The sequence below is a fragment of the Duganella sp. FT27W genome (assembly GCF_009295655.1).
Lineage (GTDB): Bacteria > Pseudomonadota > Gammaproteobacteria > Burkholderiales > Burkholderiaceae_D > Rugamonas > Rugamonas zoogloeoides.
This window is the reverse complement of record NZ_WHIV01000006.1, coordinates 109922-125129: the sequence shown is the minus strand read 5'-3', so window position 1 is coordinate 125129 and position 15208 is coordinate 109922. Positions and strand designations below refer to the sequence as shown.

Annotated in this window: 11 protein-coding genes; 5 read left to right on the top strand and 6 right to left on the bottom strand. The window is 62.3% G+C overall.

The features are described from left to right. Nucleotides 1-3: 3 nt before the first annotated feature. The 5 genes from F8197_RS26175 to F8197_RS26155 form a co-directional block, all read right to left on the bottom strand. Nucleotides 4-2052, bottom strand: coding sequence for an alpha/beta fold hydrolase (locus F8197_RS26175; protein ID WP_152884811.1), 2049 nt, complete (start codon nucleotides 2050-2052; stop codon nucleotides 4-6). A 63-nt stretch (nucleotides 2053-2115) separates the two neighbouring features. Continuing rightward, entirely contained in the window at nucleotides 2116-4179 is a 2064-nt protein-coding gene (locus tag F8197_RS26170) for a sodium:solute symporter family protein (RefSeq protein WP_152884809.1), read from the bottom strand. Further along, nucleotides 4176-4439, bottom strand: a complete 264-nt coding sequence (locus tag F8197_RS26165; protein ID WP_152884807.1) for a DUF4212 domain-containing protein — start codon at nucleotides 4437-4439, stop codon at nucleotides 4176-4178. Before F8197_RS26165 ends, F8197_RS26170 begins: the two co-directional genes overlap by 4 nt. 13 nt (nucleotides 4440-4452) lie before the next feature. Further along, entirely contained in the window at nucleotides 4453-5994 is a 1542-nt protein-coding gene (locus F8197_RS26160; RefSeq protein ID WP_373996988.1) for a sensor histidine kinase N-terminal domain-containing protein, read from the bottom strand. Beyond that, nucleotides 5991-6701, bottom strand: coding sequence for a response regulator transcription factor (locus F8197_RS26155; RefSeq protein ID WP_152884805.1), 711 nt, complete (start codon nucleotides 6699-6701; stop codon nucleotides 5991-5993). Before F8197_RS26155 ends, F8197_RS26160 begins: the two co-directional genes overlap by 4 nt. Before the next feature lie 205 nt (nucleotides 6702-6906). Between F8197_RS26155 and recA the strand changes: the two genes are divergently transcribed. The 5 genes from recA to F8197_RS26130 all read left to right on the top strand — a co-directional run bounded on the left by recA (nucleotide 6907) and on the right by F8197_RS26130 (nucleotide 11786). After that, complete coding sequence (gene recA / locus F8197_RS26150; RefSeq protein WP_019923784.1) at nucleotides 6907-8010, top strand: recombinase RecA; 1104 nt, start codon at nucleotides 6907-6909, stop codon at nucleotides 8008-8010. A gap of 66 nt (nucleotides 8011-8076) precedes the next feature. Then, entirely contained in the window at nucleotides 8077-8532 is a 456-nt protein-coding gene (gene recX, locus F8197_RS26145; RefSeq protein ID WP_152884803.1) for a recombination regulator RecX, read from the top strand. A 470-nt stretch (nucleotides 8533-9002) separates the two neighbouring features. Then, nucleotides 9003-10172, top strand: coding sequence for an ADP-forming succinate--CoA ligase subunit beta (sucC, locus tag F8197_RS26140; protein ID WP_152884801.1), 1170 nt, complete (start codon nucleotides 9003-9005; stop codon nucleotides 10170-10172). Nucleotides 10173-10185: 13 nt separating this feature from the next. Next, on the top strand, nucleotides 10186-11067 hold the full coding sequence (sucD, locus tag F8197_RS26135) for a succinate--CoA ligase subunit alpha (protein WP_019923788.1): 882 nt from the start codon (nucleotides 10186-10188) through the stop codon (nucleotides 11065-11067). A 221-nt stretch (nucleotides 11068-11288) separates the two neighbouring features. Beyond that, on the top strand, nucleotides 11289-11786 hold the full coding sequence (locus F8197_RS26130; protein ID WP_304438330.1) for a pilin: 498 nt from the start codon (nucleotides 11289-11291) through the stop codon (nucleotides 11784-11786). Nucleotides 11787-11828: 42 nt separating this feature from the next. On the opposite strand, the gene F8197_RS26125 is transcribed toward F8197_RS26130, so the two are convergent. Continuing rightward, nucleotides 11829-15146, bottom strand: a complete 3318-nt coding sequence (locus tag F8197_RS26125) for a glycoside hydrolase family 2 TIM barrel-domain containing protein (RefSeq protein ID WP_152884799.1) — start codon at nucleotides 15144-15146, stop codon at nucleotides 11829-11831. Between the last annotated feature and the right edge of the window lie 62 nt (nucleotides 15147-15208).

Sequence of the window (15208 nt, the reverse complement as noted above, 5' to 3'; positions counted from 1 at the left end):
GTCCTAGCGCCCCGCGCCGATCTGCTTGTCGAGGAATTTTTCCACCCGGCCCCAGAAGTCGATGCGGTTCTTTGGCAGCGCCCAGCCGTGGCCTTCCTCTTCGTACTCGACCCATTCCACGTTCGGATTGGTCTGCCTGACGGCCTTGTAGAACTTGGTGCCATGGGGCAGCGGCACGCGGCGGTCGGCGCCGCCGTAGGCCAGCAGCAGCGGTTGCTTGATCTCGGCTGCGCGCAGCAGCGGCGACGTTGCCTTGAACTGGTCGGCATCCTTGACCTGGTCGCCGACCAGTTGCGGCATGCCGTACTGCTTCCAGGTTTCGGAGAGGTCGGACGTGAAGTTCCAGTGGCCGTCGTACATCATGTTGATGTCGGTCACGCCCACCCAGTTGATGCCGCACTGGTACAAGTCCTTGTCGTTGATCAGGCCCATCAGCGTGGCATAGCCGCCGTAGCTGGCGCCGGCAATGCAGATGCGCCTGGGATCGGCCGTGCCCTGGGCAATCGCCCAGCGCGCGCCGTCGGCGATATCGTCCTGCATTTTCAGGCCCCATTGTTTCCAGCCGGCGCGGAAATGCTTGTTGCCGAAGCCGGTGCTGCCGCGATACTCGGGTTCCAGCACCGCGTAGCCGCGCGAGGCCAGGAACTGGCTGTCCGCGTTCCAGCCCCAGCTATTGCCGCGCACATGCGGGCCGCCGTGCACCAGCACCACCAGCGGCAAGTTCTTGCCGTCGCCCTTGGGCACGGTGAGCCAGGCCGGAATGGTCAGGCCATCGCGCGCCTTGTAGTGCACCAGGGTCTGGCGCGCCATTTGTTCGGGCTTGATCTTCGGATGGCTGCCGCCCACCGTGGTCAAACTGCCGGTCTCGCTGTTGTAGAGCAGGGTGCGCGACGGGAACTGGTCGGCATAGGCAATCACCAGCACCCACGGCGTTTCGGACCGGGTGGGCACGCTCAGCAGGTTGACGGTGTTGGGCAGCATGGCGTCGATCTTTTCCTGCATCGCCTGCATGCCGGCATCGAACCAGGTGGTGCCGCTGGCATCGGCCAGGTAGCGCACGCCGAGCAGCTTGCCGTTGGCGGTGACCAGGCTGCCGCTAAAGTCGTAGCCGTCGATCTGTACCAGCGGCTGCGGCGCCACCTGGTTGGTGGCCAGGTCGTATTTATGCAGCGACGTGGTGTCCTTGCCGGCGTGGGTGACCACGTACAGCGTGCCGTCCGGGCCGAAGGCGCGTGGCGAGAATCCGTCCTTGCCGCCGGTATAGGTGTTGTACGAGGCCAGTTCGCGCCAGGTGCTGGTGGCCGGATCGCGGTACTGGATCGTGCTGATGCCTTTTTTGGACGTGGTGACGATGCGCGGCTCACCCTTGTCGTCGAGCAGCCACCGCTTGCTGTCATCGGGGGCGCCGGTCACCGGCGTCGCCCGCCCGGTCAGGGTATTAAGACGCAACAGGCCCGTCTCGTGCACCTGGCTGGCCCCCGACATCTCGGGCCGCACCACGTACACGAACTCGCTGTCCTGCGCGGCCTTCTGGCCCAGCAGATAGGTATTGGCCGGCAACATGTCGCGGTTGCGTATCATGCTGCCGCCGGTAAACAGCGACTTGCCGCTGCGGCTGGCCAGCTGGATGAACTTGCTGGCGTCGCGGTTGATCGCGTACAGGCCCGGACCGTAGCGCGCATCGCCCTGACCCACGGTGCGGTCGGTGGCGGTAAACACCAGCCGCTCGTCATTGACCCACTGGAAACTGCCGATGTCGGCATCGCCAAAGGTGGCCACCACCTTGACGCTGGTGTCGGCCAGCGTGACCACCGCCAGGCGGTCGCGCTGGTCCTTGCTGCCGATGCGCACCGCCAGGTATTTGCCGGTGGGCGAGAGCAGGGCGCCGCTGAACTCGGGGTTTTCAAAGAAGTCGGTGATCGGCGGTCGCTGGGCGACCGTGGCTGGCGCCGGCTCGGCGGCGTGCGCCAGCGTGGCAAGTGGGGCGCTGGCCACAACAGCGGCCAGTACTGTGTAGCGGGCGCAGCGTGCGAAAACTCGGGTGGAGCGCATAGTGATAGAGAGAAATTGTTAAGCTCTCAACAATACCATTCAGTTATCATAAAAGCCATGAAATTATTTCTCAGGCGCACGAATATAGTCCACTAGCGCACTCGTCTGTGAGTCTTGTGGCGGCGTCAGCAGGCTCACCACCACCATCACCAGGAGGCCCGCCGGCACGCCGAAAATCCCGGCCGACGTGGGGGCGATATGGAACCATTGGCCAGTGACACTGCCGCCCAGCACCGGGTTGGCGTGCAACATGTAGTACAGGCATACGGCAAAGCCGGCGATCATGCCGGCCACGGCGCCCTGGTGGTTGGCGCGCTTCCAGAACACGCCGAGCACCAGCGCCGGGAACAGGGTCGAGCCGGCCAGCGAGAATGCCGCGCCCACCAGCGAGATGATGTCGCCGGGCCGCTGCGAGGCGGCGTAGGCGGCAATAAAGGCCACGCCGAGCAGCAGCAGCTTGGAAATCGTCACGCGCTTCTGGGTGGACGCGTGGCGGTCGACGATCTTGTAATAGATGTCGTGCGACAGCGCATTGGAAATCGCCAGCAGCAGGCCGTCGGCAGTGGACAGCGCGGCAGCCAGGCCGCCAGCGGCCACCAGGCCCGAAACCACGTACGGCAACCCGGCGATTTCGGGCGCGGCGAGCACCAGCACGTCGGCGTCGATGGTGATTTCGGCCAGTTGCACCACGCCGTCGCGGTTGACATCGGTGATGCTGAACAGCGGCGTCAGTTTATCGACATTGGCCCAGTACGACACCCAGCCGGGCAGGTGGTTGAAGTCGCTGCCGACCAGCGCCGTATAAATATCGTATTTCACCAGGACCGCCATCGCCGGAATGGTGAGGTAAATGAGCAGGATGAAAAACAGCGCATACACCATCGACTGCCGCGTCTCGTGCACCGACGGCGTGGTGTACGCGCGCATCAGGATGTGCGGCAGCGCCACCGTGCCCAGCATCAGGCAGAACACCAGCGCGACGAAATTGTTGCGCTTGATGGCGGAGGTCTCGGCGTCGCCCGCGTACGGTTCCGCGTGCGGGTTGATCGGACGGGCCCGGGCCAGGTTGTAGGCATGGGCTTCGGCCCATTCGCTGGCGGCGATTTCCGGATTCTTCGGGTAGGCGATCAGCGCCCGTTCGGCGCTGCGGATGTCGAGCAGCGAGGCGTTGCGGGTTTTCACCTGGTCGAGCCGGCGCTGGGCGTCGCGCCGGCCCGCTTCCCACGAGGCGGGCAAGTTGTCGAGCCGCTGCTGGTAATCGTCGGCGCGCTGCTGGAAGATGGCGCGCACCTCGGCCTCTTTCGGATCGGCCTGCAACACCGCCTCGCGCGCGCTGAGCTTGGGTAGCAGCTTGCCGTAGGCTACTTGCGGGATCGGATTGTCGCTGAGCTTGATCGACATCCAGATCGCCGGCAACAAAAAGGCGACCAGGATGATGATGTATTGCGCCACCTGGGTCCAGGTAATCGCCCGCATGCCGCCCAGGAACGAACAGACCAGGATCGACGCCAGCCCCAGGAAAATCCCCACGGAAAAATCGACGCCGGTAAAGCGCGACGTGATCAGTCCCACCGCGTAAATCTGCGCCACCACGTACGTAAACGAAACGATGATGGTGGCCATGACCGCCATGATGCGCACCACGCGCCCGGCCGGGTTGTCTTCGCCATTCGCTCCACCGACGCCGCCGAAGCGCATGGCAAGAAAATCGGGAATCGTGTACTGGCAAAACTTGCGCAGGTATGGCGCGATCAGCAAGGCGACCAGCACGTAGCCCCCGGTCCAGCCCATGATGTAAGCGAGGCCATCGAAGCCGTGCAGGTACAGGCCGCCGGCCAGGCTGATGAAGCTCGCTGCCGAAATCCAGTCGGCAGCAGTGGCCATGCCGTTGAACATGGCCGGCACCTTGCGCCCCGCCACGTAGTATTCAAGCACGTTGGACGTGCGGCTCAGCACCCCCAAAATCGCGTACAGCACGATAGTGGCAAACATGAACAGGTAGCCGATCCAGATGCGCGGCATGCCTTCCTGTTCCAGCAGCGTGAGGGAAAGCAAAAAGCCGCCGAAGCCGGCGGTAAACAGCAGGTAGTAGCGCCGCAGTTTGCTGACGAAGCTGCGCTCTGTCATGGTTTAACCTTTGCAGCGGCGCGGGCCTGGCGGTCGAGCCGGCGCATGCGCCAGGCATAGAAGCCGATGATGGCCAGGTACACCAGCGACGCGCCTTGCGCGGCCAGGTAAAACGACAGCGGCCAGCCGAAGATCGACAGGTTGTTCAGTTCGCGCGCAAAAAACGCCGCGCAAAACGTGGTGATCAGCCACAGCAGCAGTAACCAGCCGGTCATGCGGCGGGTCTGTTGCCAGTGGTGGCGGCGAATGGTTTTATCCATGCTTTATCCTTGGCTATCCAAAGTGGGGCGGCTCATCGGGCGCATCTGGCGGATCGGCTGGCAGCGGGAAGGTCAGGCGGAACAGGCTGCCCGGCAACTTGGCCAGTTGTACGCGCGGATTGTTGAACACATCCACCTCGGCGCCGTGCTGCTGGGCGATTTCGCGCACGATGGCCAAGCCCAGGCCGCTGCCTTCGGCAGTGTTGCCGAGTATGCGGTAAAACCGCTCGAACACGCGGGTGCGCTCGGCCGGTGGAATGCCGGGGCCCGTGTCTTCCACTTCCAGCAGCGCATGGTCTTCGATATCGACGCGCACCCGCACGGTAACGCTGCCGCCGGCCGGCGTGTAGCGCAGCGCGTTGTCGATCAGGTTGGACAGCAGCTCGCGCAGCATGGTCGGGTCGCCGGCGATGTGCACCGGTGCTGGCGGCTCTTCGTAGCCGAGGTCGATCTGCTGCACGAACGAGGCCTGCACCCAGTCGTGCACGGTGCTGCGCGCCAGCGCCGACAGTTCCAGTTGCACCATGCTGGAGCCGGCCTGCGGCTGGTTTTCCGCGCGGGCCAGGGCCAGCAGCTGGTTGACCAGCCGCGTGGCCGATTCCGAGCTCTTGGCCAGTTGCTCGAGCGAGCGGTGGATTTCGCCGCTGTCGGTCTGGCGCAGCGCCAGCTCGGACTGCATGCGCATGCCGGCCAGCGGCGTGCGCATCTGGTGCGCGGCGTCGGCAATAAACCGTTTTTGCATCTCGATGGTGTGGCCGAGCCGTTCGAGCATTTCGTTGAGCGAACCGACCAGCGGCGAAATTTCCTCCGGCACCAGGTTCGAGGCGATGGGGCTGAGGTCGTCCGACCCGCGTGCGCGTATCCGTTCCTGCAACTGCGCCAACGGAGAGAGCCCGCGCGACAGCGCAAACCACACCAGGGCCAGCACGATGGGCAGGATGATGAACTGCGGCAGGATCACGCCCTTGATGATCTCGTTGGCGAGCTGGGCGCGCTTTTCCAGTGTTTCGGCCACTTGCACCAGCGCCAGCGGCGGATGGGGCGAGGGGGCGCTGTCGCTGGGTTCCACGCGGATATGGATGTAGGCAACGCGCACCGGCGTGCCATGCATGGTGTCGTTGCGGAAGCGCACGCTGCCGGCGCGGGCCTGGTCTTCGTCGGGATCGCTGCCGGGGTGGGGCAGGTCGCGGTCGCCGTCGATGGCGTCGCCGTGCGGCCCGAGGATCTGGAAATAGATGTTATCGACATCGTCGGCGCGCAGGATGTCGCGCGCGGCGCCGGACAAGCCCCGGATCAGCTTGCCATCGACCGAGCGCACCTGCTGCGCCAGCACGGTCACGCTGTCTTCCAGCGCATGGTCGAACGGCTGATTGGCGATCGACTTGGCCACCAGGTACGTAATCGCGATGCTCATCGGCCACAGCAGCAGCAGCGGCGCCAGCATCCAGTCGAGGATCTCGCCGAACAGCGAGCGTTGCATGCTCTCGTCGGGCTCGACGACAGGCGGCTGGTACTCGGGGGCGTCGTCTCCCGCGTCGGCCGCCTGGTGGCTCACTTGACCGCGTCTCCGGCTTCGACGGCGGCAGCCTTCGCTTCAGAATATTTTTCCAGGCAATAGCCGAGACCGCGCACGGTGACGATGCGCACGCCGCCCACCTCGATCTTCTTGCGCAGCCGGTGCACATATACCTCGATGGCGTTGTTGCTCACCTCTTCTCCCCATTCGCACAGGTGATCGACCAGTTGCTCCTTGGAGACCAGGCGGCCGGTGCGGGCCAGCAGGATTTCCAGCAAGCCCAGCTCGCGCGCCGACAGGTCCAGCATCTGCTCGTTGATATAGGCGCTGCGGCCCACCTGGTCGTACGACAGCGGACCGTGCTTGATCACGGTGGCGCCACCACCGGCGCCACGGCGGGTGAGGGCGCGCACCCGCGCTTCGAGTTCCGATAGCGCAAACGGCTTGGCCATGTAGTCGTCGGCGCCCAGGTCGAGGCCGTTGACGCGCTGCTCGATCGAGTCGGCTGCAGTGAGGATCAATACCGGCAGCAGCGAACCGCGCGAGCGCAAGCGGCGCAGCACTTCCAGGCCCGACAGCTTGGGCAGGCCCAGGTCGAGGATCAGCAGGTCGAATTCCTGGGTGGAGAGGGCGGTATCGGCCTCCTGGCCGTTGCGCACGCAATCGATGGCGTAGCCGGACTGGCGCAGCGAGCGGGTAAGCCCGTCGGCGAGAACGCCGTCATCTTCGGCAAGTAATATACGCATGTGGATACTCCGGGTGCACTGGGGCAAAGACTCAAGCCGGTATTGTGTTGGATTTTTTGCTTGCTGGCGAATTTTTGCACGGCGCCCGGGCGTCGCCAAAATTAATCGACATTTCAATCAAATCGCGCTTGCGCTCATCACTGTTTTTTTATACAGTACTACCTGTACCGACAAATTGTCACCACCAACTGGTTGAAAGCACATTATGGACGATAAAAAAGCTGTAGTACCCGCATCCGAGAAAGCCAAGGCGCTGGCCGCCGCGCTGGCTCAGATTGAGAAGCAGTTCGGCAAAGGTTCCGTCATGCGCATGGATGCCAGTGCGCCTATCGAAGAAGTACAAGTGGTCTCCACCGGTTCGCTGGGCCTGGACGTGGCGCTGGGCGTCGGCGGCCTGCCGCGCGGCCGCGTGGTGGAAATCTACGGTCCTGAATCCTCGGGCAAAACCACGCTCACCCTGCAAACCATCGCGGAAATGCAAAAACTGGGCGGCACCTGCGCGTTCATTGATGCCGAGCACGCACTGGACGTCACCTACGCCCAAAAGCTGGGCGTCAACCTGAGCGACCTGCTGATCTCGCAACCGGACACCGGCGAACAAGCGCTGGAAATTTGCGACGCCCTGGTGCGTTCCGGTTCCGTTGACATGGTCGTGATCGACTCCGTCGCCGCGCTGACCCCACGCGCCGAGATCGAAGGCGACATGGGCGATTCGCTGCCAGGTTTGCAAGCACGTTTGATGTCGCAAGCACTGCGCAAGCTCACCGGCTCGATCAACCGCACCAACACCCTGGTCATCTTCATCAACCAGATCCGCATGAAAATCGGCGTCATGTTCGGCAGCCCGGAAACCACCACCGGCGGTAACGCGCTGAAGTTCTACGCCTCCGTGCGCCTGGACATCCGCCGTACCGGTTCGATCAAGTCCGGCGACGAAGTCATCGGTAACGAAACCAAGGTCAAGGTCGTCAAGAACAAGATCGCGCCACCGTTCAAGGAAGCGCACTTCGACATCCTGTACGGCGCCGGCACGTCGCGCGAAGGCGAAATCCTGGACCTGGGCGTGGAAGCGAAGATCGTCGAGAAATCGGGTTCGTGGTACAGCTACAACGGCGAACGCGTCGGCCAGGGCAAGGACAACGCCCGTATCTTCCTGCAAGAGCGCCCGCAACTGGCGTGGGAAATCGAAAACCGCGTGCGCGAATCGCTGGGCGTACGTTCGCTGCCGCCACTGGCGCCAGTGGCCGCTGAAAAGCCTGATACCGTCGTCAAGCTCAAGCCTTCCAAAGGCGAAGCCGACGCGGCGTAAGTTGACGTTGCGTATGTTTTAAGGAGTGCCGGGCCATCAGCGCCCGGCATTCTCAGAGGTTCCATCATGCCCCGTCCCCCCCTCAGCCTCAAAGGCCGCGCCCTGCGCTACCTGTCCCAACGCGAGCACAGCCGTCTCGAACTGTCGCGCAAGCTCGCACGCTATGCCGAAGACACCGACGACGTCGACGCCTTGCTCGACCTGCTCGAAAAAAACAACTGGCTGTCGCAAGAACGTTTTTCCGAATCGCTGATCCACCGCCGTTCTGCCCGTTTCGGCAATGCCCGCATCATGGCCGAGCTGCAAATCCACGGCGTGCAGGGCGAAGCGCTGCAAGATCTCAAGGCCGGCCTGGCCGACACCGAGACCGCGCGCTGCTGCGAGATCTGGGAGCGCAAGTTCGGCGAAGTCGCCACCGACCCCGAAGGACGCAACAAGCAAATGCGCTTCCTGCTGCAACGCGGTTTCTCCCAGCGCGCCATTCGCACCGCCATGAAGGGTACGGCCGATTTCGACCAGTGATTGCCGATATTTCCATTGTGAATGCCTGCAAATACCCCTGCCAGCGCCAACGGTTTATCGCCAGATGTCATATGACACGTATCAACTCGGTCTGGGGTGTGCTACACTTTTACGGTTTTTGCAGCACCGTGGGTGCGGTGGTTGTCCGTAGAAGCTACGGCAACGTATATTTTTTATAAGAGAAATGTACAGGGCTGCTAACTAATCATGCCGCGCGAGCGGTATTCATCTTATGTCATTGTCGATTCCTGTTCCTCGTCGTGCGTCCCGCACGCGCGCGATCGCCGCCTCAGCGTGTACACGCCATGGCGGACCGCATGGTATCGATGCCGGTTACACCCTCCTCATGCACCCCCCGATTTGCCTTGCCGCCAGTACGATCAGCGACCGGGCCATAGTTTTACCCGAGCATCACACTATTCCGCAGTCTTAATCGATTTTTACACATCAGCATCAGAAGGGAAGCCAGCATGAAGATCCATGAGTATCAAGGCAAAGAAATCCTCCGGAAATACGGAGTGACGGTACCACGCGGTATTCCGTGCCTGTCCGTCGAAGAGGCAGTAAAAGCTGCTGAAACCTTGGGCGGCCCGGTCTGGGTTGTAAAAGCACAAATCCACGCCGGTGGCCGTGGTAAAGGCGGCGGCGTGAAAGTCGCAAAATCGCTGGAACAAGTTAAAGAATTCTCCGAGCAAATCCTGGGCATGCAACTGGTCACGCACCAGACCGGTCCAGAAGGCCAAAAAGTACGTCGCCTGCTGATCGAAGAAGGCGCAGACATCAACAAGGAACTGTACGTATCGCTGGTCACCGACCGCGTATCGCAGCGCGTTGTTCTGATGGCCTCGTCGGAAGGCGGCATGGACATCGAAGAAGTCGCTGAATCGCACCCTGAACTGCTGCACTCGATCGCCATCGATCCATCGGTTGGCCTGACCGACGCTGAAGCTGCCGGCATCGCTGCCAAAATCGGCGTACCAGAAGCCTCGATCCCTGACGCCGTCACCAACCTGCAAGGCCTGTACAAAGCCTACTGGGAAACCGACTCGTCGCTGGCCGAAATCAACCCGCTGATCCTGACCGGTTCGGGCAAAGTTATCGCCCTGGACGCCAAGTTCAACTTCGACGCCAACGCACTGTTCCGTCAACCAGAAATCGTCGCTTACCGCGATCTGGACGAAGAAGATCCAGCTGAAGTCGAAGCGTCGAAATTCGACCTCGCTTACATCTCGCTCGACGGCAACATCGGCTGCTTGGTGAACGGCGCCGGCCTGGCCATGGCCACCATGGACACCATCAAGCTGTTCGGCGGCGAGCCGGCCAACTTCCTCGACGTTGGCGGTGGCGCCACGGCTGAGAAAGTCACCGAAGCGTTCAAGATCATGCTGAAAAACCCAGGCCTGAAAGCCATCCTGGTGAACATCTTCGGCGGCATCATGCGTTGCGACGTGATCGCCGAAGGCGTGATCACCGCAGTGAAAGCCGTGTCGCTGAACGTGCCGCTGGTCGTGCGCATGAAGGGCACCAACGAAGATCTGGGCAAGAAGATGCTGGCCGATTCCGGTCTGCCGATCATCGCAGCCGACACCATGGAAGAAGCAGCGAAGAGCGTTGTTGCAGCTGCTGCCGGTCAAGCTTAATTAAGGAATCACTATGTCCATTCTGATCAATAAAGATACCAAAGTCGTAACCCAAGGTATTACCGGTAAAACCGGCCAATTCCACACCCGCGGTTGCCGCGACTACGCGAACGGCAAAAATGCCTTCGTGGCAGGCGTGAACCCAAAGAAAGCCGGCGAAGACTTCGAAGGCATTCCAATTTTCGCTAACGTTGCAGAAGCGAAAAAAGAAACCGGCGCCAACGTGTCGGTCATCTACGTCCCACCAGCAGGCGCAGCCGCCGCAATTTGGGAAGCCGTAGAAGCCGAGCTGGACCTGGCAATTTGCATTACCGAAGGCATTCCGGTGCGCGACATGATGGCACTGAAAGACCGCATGGCCAAAGCCGGTTCGAAAACCCTGCTGCTGGGCCCTAACTGCCCAGGCCTGATCACCCCTGACGAAATCAAGATCGGCATCATGCCAGGTCACATCCATAAAAAGGGTCGTATCGGCGTGGTGTCGCGTTCGGGTACCCTGACCTATGAAGCAGTGGGTCAGCTGACCGCACTGGGCCTGGGCCAATCGTCGGCAGTTGGTATCGGCGGCGACCCGATCAACGGTCTGAAGCACATCGACGTCATGAAGATGTTCAACGACGATCCTGATACCGACGCGGTCATCATGATCGGCGAAATCGGTGGTCCGGACGAAGCCAACGCCGCTTATTGGATCAAAGACAACATGAAAAAACCAGTGGTCGGCTTCATCGCCGGTGTGACCGCTCCTCCGGGCAAGCGCATGGGCCACGCCGGCGCGCTGATCTCCGGCGGCGCTGACACCGCACAAGCCAAGCTGGAAATCATGGAAGCTTGCGGCATCACCGTCACCAAAAACCCGTCGGAAATGGCGCGTCTGCTGAAAGCCATGCTGTAATCACAGGCTTTACTGCAACATAACAAAAGGGAGCCGTGTGCTCCCTTTTGTCATTTTTGATTGACGAAAATTGTCAGCGCTGACAAATCGCGCCAGCGCGACTGACAAAAAACGGCAGTTTTGACACTGCCGCAGCATGGTTTGCCCCGGCGCAGAGCTGGCACGGCGATTGCGATATCTCAGGTGTGACACTGACCCATCTCAACCCCGGAGACGCAACCATGAAATCCCTCAAACACATGAAGTCCATGAAATCCCAGGCCCAGGCCGGCTTCACCCTGATCGAACTGATGATCGTGGTGGCCATTATCGGCATCCTGGCTGCAGTCGCCATTCCTGCTTACAGCAATTACACGGTCAAGGCCAAAGTCGCCAACATCCTGGCGGCAGCGGACGCGACCAAAACCGCCGTGGCGCTGTGCGCCCAGGAAGCTGGCGGCGCAGTCACCAATTGTACGTCCGGCTCCAATGGTGTTCCGACTGTGACGGCCACCAAGGAAGTGGCCTCCGGCTCCGTTACTGGAGGCACCATCACCCTGGTGCTGGCCGAGGGCGTCGCTACTGACTCCAAGGACAAGACTGTCACTTTTACGCCGGTCATCGATGCTGGCGCTACCAGCGTGAGCTGGACCGTCGATACCACCTTGGCCAACGCAGCTGCAGTCGAAGCGTTGAAGAAAAACAATAAAACAGCCGTCACCACCCCAGCAGGTAGCTAACACGGCAAGAGGAATCGGCCATGCGCCGATTCCTCTCATAGGCTATTGATCATAACTGTGGAAAAACGGTTGTAACACTTCCCCCGCCGCACCTGGCGCACCCACCCAGCCTTGCAAGGCACCGGGCCAGGCGCCACCTAGCGGCAACAGCATGAACCGGCCGGAGATTTCTCCCACCTTGTCCAGCGCGACGATGGTTTCCGGCTGGGTTCCCTTATTCCCCAAGCCCCCGATGACCGCGTTGTGACTGAGCAGCGTGCGCGCGCCGTGACGCTCGACCGCCACATCGGCGGCCGGCAGCGCCAGCGCAAAGCCGGCGCCGGCAGCGTCCGACAGGACCGCCAATTCGGTCTGGCGCCGGTTACCCTGGAAGCGCAGATCGGCACGATTGAGGTGGTACACGCCGAATTCGTTCAATTGATCCTTGCCCGGATAGCCGGCATACGGTCCCTGGCCGATCCAGCGGAACTCGCCGATCCCAGCCGGCGCCACCAGCGACAAGCCCGCCTCCGAGACGATGGCGCCCGGCGCCAGCGGGCGATATGCATAGCTGACGGCAAGCGCGCCCTTGCCATCGATCTCGAGCGTATAAGCGCCGCTTAAACCTTGCTCCTTGCTGATTGCGGCACTGGCATCGCCGGTGGGTAGCAGGTCGTCGGGCAGCGCGGCATTTTTTGGCATTGCTTGCGTTGCTGCCGTCACCGGCAGACGTGGCGCTGCGTCCGCCGCAGCCGCCGGCTGGTCTGGCGCATTCGCCGTTGCCGCTGCAGCAGCGGTAGGCTGGTGTTGGGCCACACCTGCCGTCTTCGCCTTGGTAGCCACCGGCAGGAGGCGGGACGCATCGGCCATCACTGCGGCAGTCGCCTCAGGCAGGCGATACGTCGCCTGCACCGACAGCCGTACGCGGTCGCCAATCCGGTCCGCCCGGATTACCGGCAGTTCGGCCTTCTCCAGTATCGACGCCGGCCAGGTGCCGGACTTGGCCGCACCCAGCGCCTCGGCCATGGTGAACTTGCGGCCGCCATGGGGGTGGATGCCATCGACCAGCGTTCGGCCCGCGCGGTCGCGGATCGTCAGCGCGCCGGTCGCGCGTTGCACGCTCAATACCCATTGCGTCGTGGTGATGGAAACCGTGCCGGCCTCGTCTGCCAGCACCGGGGCTGCTGTCGCAGCAGTGGCGGCGGTCCAGTCGAACTGCGACGGTTCCGCGCGCACCAGGCGCAAGCTGCGTTCGTTGATTTGCAGGCCATGCTCGTCCACCGCGCGCAATTGCAAAACCAGCACATCGGTGAGTATTGCTGCCGGCGCCGGAATGTCCACCGCGATGGTGGTGGCCTGACTGGAGCGCGCCGGCGCCGACAGCGCTTGCTTGCCTTGCTGGCGCGTCACACCGTTCTGTTGCAAAGCCCAGTGCAGGGTGATGCCTTGCAAGCTGCGGAAGTCGTGGCGGTTTTCCAGCGTGACAGCGACGTGCTGTTGGCCACTTGCCACCTGCGCCGTGCGTTCGACGAACTGGACCGGCGCATAGACCTTGCGCATCTGCCAGAAATCCACCTGCGGCGTGCGGTCGGCATAGACCAGGCCGTCGGCGCCGTCGAGACCGTGGGTATCGTAGAACTGGTGGGTGTCGCGCCAGGCGTACTGGGTCGATTGGCCGGGATCGGCCGGCGTGCTGCTCCGGCGCAGCAAGCCCTGGTCGTGGAAGTGCCAGATCGAGCCGCCCGCGAATACTGGGTTCGCCTGCAGGATCGCCCACTGGTCCTGGATGCGGTCGCTGGCCAGGCCCAGCCCGTGCGCGTACTCGGTCAGGATGGTCGGGCGCGTGAGCTTGGATGCGTAGCCGGTCAGGGTGGCGTTGCTCGGGTAGTGCGGCGAGTACAGGTCCACGAACGGCGGGATCTGCTCGTAGTTTTTGGCGAAATAGCTGCCGATCTTGGGCAGCGTGATCGGCCGGGTGGGATCGAGCTGTTTGACCAGCCGGCCGGCGTCGAGCTCGAAGTCGTTGTTCGGATTCTCGTTGCCGATGCTCCAGATAATTACCGACGCATGATTCTTGTCGCGCATGACGGTCGCGCGGGCGCGGGCCAGGATGTTGTCGCGGTAGGCGGGATTGTCGAGGTTTTTTTCGCCGTGTCCGATGGCTACCTCGTCCATCACATAAAAGCCGAGTTCGTCGCAGAGTTCGAGCAGGCGCGGGTGGGGCGGGTAGTGCGACGTGCGCACGTAGTTGACGTTCGCCTGCTTCATCAGCGCCAGGTCTTGGCGCATCTGCGCCTCGGTCACGGCGCGGCCGGTGACGGGATCGAGGTCGTGATGATTGACGCCGCGCAGCTTGACCGGCTTGCCGTTGACCAGCAACTGCTTGCCGGCGACCTTGACTTCACGCAGGCCGGCGCGTTGCTCGACGGTCTGAATGGTTTTGCCTTGCTGCTTCACGCTGAGCACCAGGCGATAAAGCGTTGGCGTTTCTGCGGTCCAAAGTTGTGGCTGGGTGATGCGCAGTGTTGTTCCCAAACTGATGAGACGGTCGTCGCGCGGCTCTGCGGACACAGTCGTGGGCAAATTCGCAGGCAAGCTCGAAGGCCGGTCAGCGGTAACACGCGTAGCGACATTCTTCAGCACTTGCCCCGCAACGCGCTTGCCCTTGGCATCGAACAGCTCCGCATGTACGGTCGCGCCGGGCGCGCTCAGCTGCACATCAAGCGTGAACCGAGCGTCGCTGCCCTGCAAGACGGTGCTGACGGCCAGGTCCTGCACGTGTACGGCCGGCAGCGAAATCAAGGTCACATCGCGATAAATCCCCGACAGCGACCAGTCGTCGTTGAGGTCGAATTCATAGCCGAGCGGCTTGGTGGTGACGCGTACAGCCACCGTATTCCGGTCTTGCAGCAGATCGGTAACATCGAAGGTATGGCGGTTGAACGCGCTGGCCGACGACGCACCAGCCAGCTTGCCATTGACCCACACCTGATAGCCGAAGGCCACGCCGTCGAAGCGCAGAAAAGTGCGGCGACCGGCCCAGTTTTTCGGCATCGTAAACGTGCGGCGATACAGGCCCAGGCCATCCTTGAGATTGTCGCCATACGACGGCTCGGCATGGCCGTGCAGTTCCCAGTTGGCCGGCACCGCGATGGTCTGCCAGCGCGAGACGTCGAAGCCGGGCGCGGTGAACTGCGCATCGGCGCCAGCGTCCAGGCCGGGCAGGTATTTGAACGACCAGTTGCCATTGAGCGACTGCGACCAGGCCGGATCTTTGGTCGGAACAACATCAGCGGCGTTGGCCTGGCCGAACAGGCCCAGGATGAACAGCCAACATGTTAGCCACAGCGTCAGCCACTTCGTGCTTGTCATTTGTTGCATGCGATAGTTTCCTTGTAGAGAAAGGAAAAATATCACCTCCAGGCATGGCGCGGACTGCCGTG

What these genes read in the sequence shown, in the direction of transcription:
- F8197_RS26125 (WP_152884799.1), bottom strand. Translation starts at nt 15,146, where the DNA reads ATGCAACAAATGACAAGCACGAAGTGGCTGACGCTGTGGCTAACATGT.
- F8197_RS26175 (WP_152884811.1), bottom strand. Translation starts at nt 2,052, where the DNA reads ATGCGCTCCACCCGAGTTTTCGCACGCTGCGCCCGCTACACAGTACTG.
- sucD (WP_019923788.1), top strand. Translation starts at nt 10,186, where the DNA reads ATGTCCATTCTGATCAATAAAGATACCAAAGTCGTAACCCAAGGTATT.
- F8197_RS26130 (WP_304438330.1), top strand. Translation starts at nt 11,289, where the DNA reads ATGAAATCCCTCAAACACATGAAGTCCATGAAATCCCAGGCCCAGGCC.
- F8197_RS26165 (WP_152884807.1), bottom strand. Translation starts at nt 4,439, where the DNA reads ATGGATAAAACCATTCGCCGCCACCACTGGCAACAGACCCGCCGCATG.
- F8197_RS26170 (WP_152884809.1), bottom strand. Translation starts at nt 4,179, where the DNA reads ATGACAGAGCGCAGCTTCGTCAGCAAACTGCGGCGCTACTACCTGCTG.
- F8197_RS26155 (WP_152884805.1), bottom strand. Translation starts at nt 6,701, where the DNA reads ATGCGTATATTACTTGCCGAAGATGACGGCGTTCTCGCCGACGGGCTT.
- recX (WP_152884803.1), top strand. Translation starts at nt 8,077, where the DNA reads ATGCCCCGTCCCCCCCTCAGCCTCAAAGGCCGCGCCCTGCGCTACCTG.
- sucC (WP_152884801.1), top strand. Translation starts at nt 9,003, where the DNA reads ATGAAGATCCATGAGTATCAAGGCAAAGAAATCCTCCGGAAATACGGA.
- recA (WP_019923784.1), top strand. Translation starts at nt 6,907, where the DNA reads ATGGACGATAAAAAAGCTGTAGTACCCGCATCCGAGAAAGCCAAGGCG.